The sequence below is a fragment of the Brachybacterium sp. JB7 genome (assembly GCF_003335205.1).
Classification (GTDB): Bacteria; Actinomycetota; Actinomycetes; order Actinomycetales; family Dermabacteraceae; genus Brachybacterium; species Brachybacterium alimentarium.
The window spans coordinates 23995-30241 of record NZ_QPGN01000027.1 but is presented as its reverse complement, the minus strand read 5'-3'; the positions used below and the strand labels follow the sequence as shown (position 1 = coordinate 30241).

The following is a 6247-nucleotide window of genomic DNA, read 5'->3' as shown; positions in this document are numbered from 1 at the left end:
CGTGGGGCGGCCCCTGAGCGGCATGCCCCGGAGCACGCCGAGGATGCGCTCCGCTCCCCCGATCACCGCGACGCCGGTGCCGGAGCTGTCGGCGGAGCCGGCGCGGCCGGCGCCGGCGCTGCCGCTGCCCCCGGTGCGGGGGATCGAGACGCATACGGCCGCGGAACTCACGACACCCGCGAGACCCGCGAGACCCGCGATGCCGCCGCGTCCCGCGAGGGCCGCGAGGGCCGCGAGGGCCGCGGTGCACAGGAACCGCTCGCTCCCCGCGAGGACCGCGGCGAGCCGATCGAGCGTGACCGCTCAGGCCATCCCGGTGCCGACGCTGCCGGAGCTGCGGGAGTCGGTGCCGCCGGCGCCGGGGCCGCAGCCGCATCCCCGCGCGAGGAGTCGATCGGCCGGGACCGCCGCGCCGAGCAGGCTCCTGCCGGCGACGGCCCCCGTCAGGGGGAGCCCCTGGATGAGGAGACCCTCCGCGATCGCGTCCCCGCGAACGACGACGCGGCCAGCGCCCAGGGCCGCGGCGAGACCGCGGGAGCGCGGGAGCGTCGAGGGCCGCGCGCGGCAGTGCCCCCCGCACAGCAGGCCGATCGTCCGGTGCAGCGCTCTGCGCCGACCGATGCCGGTGTGCCCGCGACCGGTGCCCATGCCGGCAGCCCGGCGGCCGGCGCCGGCGCCGGAGCCGGAGACCGGAGCCGGAGCCGGAGCCGTGGGCGCAGCCCACCTCGCGCGAGAGACGCCGAGGCCGCACGCTTCGGCGAGCAGCCCGGACAGCCCTCGCCCTACGGGGCGGGTCAGTACGGGGCGGAGCCGGCCGAGTTCCAGCAGGACGGCTACGACGAGCACATCCGGACCGTGAACCCGGACGATTCCCGACAGCCGCACGAGGGCCGGCCCCTCACCCCGGACGACGGCGGTCAGACGGAGCCTCGCTTCGAGGACGCCGACGGGAATGTCCCGCCGAACGCCCCGGAGTTCCGTGACCCCCGCGGGGAGAATCCGCAGCGGGGCCGTCACGCCGGCAGCCAGGGAGTCGAGGGCGAGCATCTGGACGACGGCGAGCGCCAGGACGAGGACGGCCCGGACCTCCGCGGCTGACCTCCCCCACTGCTCCACATACCGCGGGCCGGGAACCTTCCGAGGTTCCCGGCCCGCAGTGCGTGTGAGGCGTGAGTCGCGTGTGAGGCGTGAGTCCGCGACGCGTCAGGCGCCCTTGCGGACGGTGATCGTCCAGCCGGCCTCGCCCGCGCGGTCGAAGGCGACCACGTCGTGGCCCGCCTCAGCGGCCCACTGCGGCAGCGAGTCCGTCGCCTGCGTGCAGTCGAATCCGATGATCAGGTCATCGCCGGTGCTCAGCTGCTCCATCGCGTTCTTCGCGTCGATCAGCGGGAAGGGGCAGACGGCGCCGTTGGTCTCGAGGGTGTAAGCGGCCATGGGGTCCTCCTGGAGAGAAGTGGCAGTAGTCGTGGGATCGGGAAGTTCGACGGGCTCGATACTCGGGGCGCGGGTCAGGCCGCGGGGGTGAGCACCGGGGCGGGACGGTTCGAGGCGGCGGCCCGCTGCGGGCGCACCAGCAGGAACCAGGCAGCGCCCCAGGTGCCGAGGATGATCGCGATCAGCGACACCCAGCCCTGGTAGCTGAACAGGCTCGTCTCCACGAGGGAGTTGCCGATGGTGCAGCCGCCGGCCAGCGCCGCACCGACACCCATCGCGACGCCGCCTCCCGCGCTGCGCAGGATGGTCGATGCGTCCGGCACGCGCCAGCGGAACTCACCGGCGAGCTTCGCGGCGATGAACGACCCGACCAGGATGCCGAGCACGAGCATCACGGACCAGTCCACGAGGGTCACGTCGCCGGTGGACAGGAAGGTGACGATCTTGGCCGACGGCGTGGTGATGCCGAGGCCGCCGTTGCGGCCGGCGGCGGTGGACGCCACCCAGGCGAGGATCGCGATCAGGCCCAGCAGCACACCGCCCACCCACGGGCTCCAGGGGATGTCGGCGAGGTAGTGACCGATCCCAGTGCGACGCGCCGGCAGGGAGACGGCGGACCGGCCCGCCGAGCGCGCGGCGTTGCGGCGCACCTGCCACACCACGAGCGCGGCGACGAGCCCGGCGAAGACGACCGTCGGCACCCAGACGCTCACGCCGAGGGTCTCCTGGATCGTGGCGGAGCCGACGGTGCGTGCGCGGGCGGCCTCCGTGAAGCCTCCCAGCGGGCCGAACTTCATGACCGCGGCGAACAGGGCGTAGAAGATCAGCGCCACCCATGAGCCGATCAGGCCCTCGCCGGCCCGGTAGTACGTACCGGTGGCGCAGCCCCCGGCGAGGATGATGCCCACGCCGAAGATCAACCCGCCGCCGATCACGGCCAGCGGTGCGAAGGACGCGGCCTCGGGAGAGAGCACGCCCGCGCTGGTGAGCGCGGCGACCCCGACGGCCTGGATGGCGATCGCCAGCAGGAACGGGGTGAAGTAGCGGGTGGAGCGGGAGAGGTAGATGTCGCGGAAGGCGCCGGTGACGCAGAAGCGGGAGCGCTGCAGCACGTAGCCGAGCGCAGCGCCGATGAGGAGGCCGGTGAGAATCATCCGCCCAACGGTAGCTAAGGGATGGCATAAGCGAAACCCATGTCACGGTTCATGACCAACTGTCCGCGCTGCGGAGTCGATGCGCGGCCAGCGAGGAGTCGGTGAGGAGTCGGGAGTCAGCGCGCTCGATATGACGGGAGGCGGGGCGGAGACGGGCGACCGGGGCGACTCGCTCGTGTCCCAGTGCCAGACTTGGCCCATGTTCCCGAATCCGCCGGATCAGCCGGATCAGCCGCGCCCTCGCGCCCGCATGGACGACGTCACCGTCGAGCGGGTGCTGCGCGTGGTCGAGGCGATCCCGCCTGGCCGGGTCGCGGCCTATGGCGAGGTGGGAGCGATCGTGGGCGTCGGCCCGCGGCTCGTCGGCCGCATCATGCGCACCTGGGGCTCGGGGGTGCCGTGGTGGCGTGTCACCAACGCTGCAGGCGACCACCCCCTGCTGACCCGCGCACTACCCCACTGGGAATCGGAGGGCATCACCGTCAAGCCCAACGGGCGCGGCTGCCGGATGGCGGACTTCGGAGCGGACCTGGAGGCCCTCGCCGCCGCGACGGAGCGGGCCTGTGCCGATCTCGAGGAGGAGACCACCGGCGCCGAGGAGCACTGACTCACCACGTTCTGCGCCGCCCGGTCATTCGACCGGGACGTCGTCCAGGAAGTAGAACGAGGGCACCTTCGCGGCGTACTGGTTGCCGTCCAGCTCCTGCCAGCCGACGATCTCGGTGGACCCTTCGCGCTCCTGCGCGTAGTTCGTGGCCAGGAACATCAGCCCGATCACGCTGGCCAGCCCCTGCTCGGCGGGCCGGGCGCGCAGCACGTCGCCGATCGAGGCCTGGCCGCTGAGGCCGCGCACCTCGTTCACATGGCCGGTGAGACCCACGATGTCGATGTCATTGGTGCGCACCAGATCCTGCAGCACCTCGATGCTCAGCGCCGTGGCGTCGTGCACCTCGGCCTCGGCGGGCGCCCCGGGATCGGTGGGGTCCTTCAACCGGTGCTGCGCCACCGACGACAGCTGCACGCGCGAGAGGTCCAGCTCCATCGGGAACGGGGTGCGCGTGGTGACCTCGTCCTTCTGGGACAGGGCCAGTCCCTGCGCCTCCTGCAGCGCCTCGAGCAGCACACGGTGCTGGCGGAAGTCCTGGGAGCGCACGAAGCGGGCGAGCGAGCGATACAGCTCCGTCTTGACGTCCAGCACCTCCTGCGCGGGCTCGTAGAGGTCGCTGAACACGTTGGCCAGGCGCTCCCGCTCGCTGCGCTGCAGGGTGCGAGCGAAGTCGCGCTCGAGCAGTCGGTCCACCACCTCCTGGGTGGCGCGGGTCTGCGCCGGATCGTTGAGCATCCGGAAGAACGCGGTGAAGGTGCGGCCCACGGTGGACTGCCCCAGCAGGTCGTCGCCGGCGAGCAGCTGCTCGAGGATCTCGCCGCGCGAGGTCTCCGGGGAGAGGATCTGCTCGCGCAGGTGGAGGTCCACGGCGCGCAGGTCCTCGCGGTACTGGAGGAAGTCGCCGGAGAGCTCCGAGGCGATCTGGAGGATGTCGCGCAGGCGGTCGGTCGAGGCCTCGGGGCTGGGCAGCAGCAGCTCGCCCTCGGACAGCTCCCGGATCTCGGCCTCGATCCGCTCGCGGCGCCGCTGGAGATCGGCCAGGCGCACGTCGCGGTCCGCCTCCGTCTCCTCGGCGAGGCGCTCGAACTGCTGGACCACGAGGGTCAGGCGCGACTCGGTGGTGGTGGGCCGGTGCTCCTCGAGCGAGGCGATGAACTGGATCGCGTCGATCGTGGCCGGGGACGGTTCGAAGGTGGTCTCGGTGCGCTGCGGATCATCGCGTCGGGTCAGGTATCCCTCGCGCACCCAGCCGTCCACGTACTCGGCCGCAGTGCGGCCTCCGGCGGGTGCCGCCTCGCCGTCGGCCTCGTCGCCCTCGCGGGCCTCGGAGACGGACTCGTCGTCGTGCAGCAGCGACAGGTGCGCCCCCACGCGGGCGATGAGCTCGCTGCGCGGCAGCCGACGGTCGCCGCCGGGGAACACGGACTGCAGGATCGCGAGGACGGCGGGCGCCTTGGTCGCGGCGAGCAGGCGCCAGGTGCTGGCCCGACGCAGCTGCTCGTACGTCTCCTTGCGCGCGGAGACGGCGTCGCTGCGGCGGTCGGTCCACCGGTTCGGCTCGGTCGTGGTCACGAGGAGGGAGTCTACCGGCGCAGGCCGGGCGGGGTGGGCCGGCACCGTTCGTTGCCGAGCTGTGCCCTGCAGAGCCCCCGATCCGGACATTTCCTCCGGTAATGTCGGACGGTGATGGGGCTCTGCCGGTCGCACTGACGCGCAGGCATCCTCCCAGTCATCGGCATGTTCGAAGGAGAACACCATGCGTCGCAGAAACTTCCTCCTCCTCTCCGGCACCGGCCTCGCCGCGACCGGTCTCGCCGCCTGCGGCAGCAGCGGCGGATCAGGGTCCGACGGCGGCGGTGGGTCGGACGTCGAGGTCTTCACCTGGTGGGCCCAGGGTTCCGAGAAGGCCGGCCTGGATGCCCTGATGGAGCAGTTCGAGAAGGACTATCCGGACCTCACCTTCGTCAACGGCTCGGTCGCCGGCGGAGCCGGCAGCGCTGCCAAGGACATGCTGCAGTCCCGCCTGCAGGCGGGCGATCCGCCGGACACCTTCCAGGCGCACGCGGGCCTCGAGCTCGCCGACTACATCGATGCCGGCCAGCTCGAGGACGTCTCTTCCCTCTACGAGGAGTACGGGCTCACGGAGGCCTTCCCCGATGATCTGGTCCAGCTGCTGACCGTCGAGGACGAGATCTACTCGGTGCCCTCGAACATCCACCGCTCGAACGTGGTGTGGACGAACACCGCGCTGCTGGAGGCCGCCGGGATCGACCCGTCCGCCGTCCCGGCCGATGTGGACGCCTTCATCGCCGACGTCGAGAAGGCCGCCGCCTCGGGCGTGACGGGATTGTCCGTCGGCACCACCTGGACGCAGGTCAACCTGCTCGAGGCGATCCTCATGGCGGATCTCGGCAGCGCCGGCTACAACGGCCTGTGGGACGGCGGGACGGACTGGTCCGGCAAGGACGTCACCACGGCGCTCGAGCACTTCTCGGCACTGATGGAGCTCACCAACTCCGATCGCGACGGCCTGGACTGGACCGACGCCACCCAGCAGCAGATCGACGGCACGGCCGCCTACAACGTCATGGGCGACTGGGCGGTGGCCTCCTTCCAGCAGGCGGAATGGACCGACGGCGAGGACTTCGGCTACTACCCGCTCGCCGGGGGCGACGAGAAGATCTTCGGCTTCCTGGCGGACTCGTTCACCCTGCCCGTCGGCGCCCCGAACCCCGACGGCGCCAAGGCCTGGCTGGACACGATCAGCTCGCAGGAGGGTCAGCTCGCCTTCTCGCTGGCCAAGGGATCGATCCCTGCACGCACCGACGTCGACACCGCCGACTTCCCCGCGTATCAGCAGACGGCCATCGAGTCCTATGCGGCGGACACGATCTGCTCCTCGCTCGCCCACGGCGCGGCGACCCCGGTCGCCTGGCTCAACCAGATCTCGGACGCCACGAGCAAGTTCACCACCGGCGCGAGCGATGTGGCCGGCTACCAGGAGGAGCTCGCCACGATCGCCGAGTCGAACACCTCGGCCTGATCACTGACC

Annotated in this window: 5 protein-coding genes and 1 pseudogene; 3 read left to right on the top strand and 3 right to left on the bottom strand. The window is 71.8% G+C overall.

Features of this window, described 5'->3' with window-relative positions:
- Positions 1 to 1098 (top strand): annotated as a pseudogene (locus tag CIK81_RS18270) (hypothetical protein); the annotation flags it as partial.
- Between the two features lie 105 nt (positions 1099 to 1203).
- Here the strand turns inward: CIK81_RS18270 and CIK81_RS17045 are convergent.
- Positions 1204 to 1434 (bottom strand): sulfurtransferase TusA family protein, encoded by a 231-nt coding sequence (locus CIK81_RS17045; RefSeq protein WP_114355954.1) that lies wholly within the window; start codon positions 1432 to 1434, stop codon positions 1204 to 1206.
- A gap of 74 nt (positions 1435 to 1508) precedes the next feature.
- A complete protein-coding gene (locus CIK81_RS17040) occupies positions 1509 to 2588 on the bottom strand; it encodes a YeeE/YedE family protein (RefSeq protein ID WP_096197505.1) in 1080 nt (359 codons plus the stop codon).
- A gap of 250 nt (positions 2589 to 2838) precedes the next feature.
- On the opposite strand from CIK81_RS17040, the gene CIK81_RS17035 reads away from it, so the two are divergent.
- A complete protein-coding gene (locus CIK81_RS17035) occupies positions 2839 to 3195 on the top strand; it encodes an MGMT family protein (RefSeq protein ID WP_158542095.1) in 357 nt (118 codons plus the stop codon).
- Positions 3196 to 3219: 24 nt separating this feature from the next.
- On the opposite strand, the gene CIK81_RS17030 is transcribed toward CIK81_RS17035, so the two are convergent.
- Positions 3220 to 4767: a DUF3375 domain-containing protein gene (locus CIK81_RS17030; protein ID WP_114306025.1), complete on the bottom strand. Its 1548-nt coding sequence runs from the start codon at positions 4765 to 4767 to the stop codon at positions 3220 to 3222.
- A gap of 184 nt (positions 4768 to 4951) precedes the next feature.
- On the opposite strand from CIK81_RS17030, the gene CIK81_RS17025 reads away from it, so the two are divergent.
- Positions 4952 to 6238, top strand: coding sequence for an ABC transporter substrate-binding protein (locus tag CIK81_RS17025; protein WP_114355953.1), 1287 nt, complete (start codon positions 4952 to 4954; stop codon positions 6236 to 6238).
- Positions 6239 to 6247 lie beyond the last annotated feature (9 nt).

Excerpts from the sequence above, each read along its gene's own strand:
- CIK81_RS17045 (WP_114355954.1), bottom strand. The coding sequence starts at position 1,434 with ATGGCCGCTTACACCCTCGAGACCAACGGCGCCGTCTGCCCCTTCCCG.
- CIK81_RS17040 (WP_096197505.1), bottom strand. The coding sequence starts at position 2,588 with ATGATTCTCACCGGCCTCCTCATCGGCGCTGCGCTCGGCTACGTGCTG.
- CIK81_RS17035 (WP_158542095.1), top strand. The coding sequence starts at position 2,839 with ATGGACGACGTCACCGTCGAGCGGGTGCTGCGCGTGGTCGAGGCGATC.
- CIK81_RS17025 (WP_114355953.1), top strand. The coding sequence starts at position 4,952 with ATGCGTCGCAGAAACTTCCTCCTCCTCTCCGGCACCGGCCTCGCCGCG.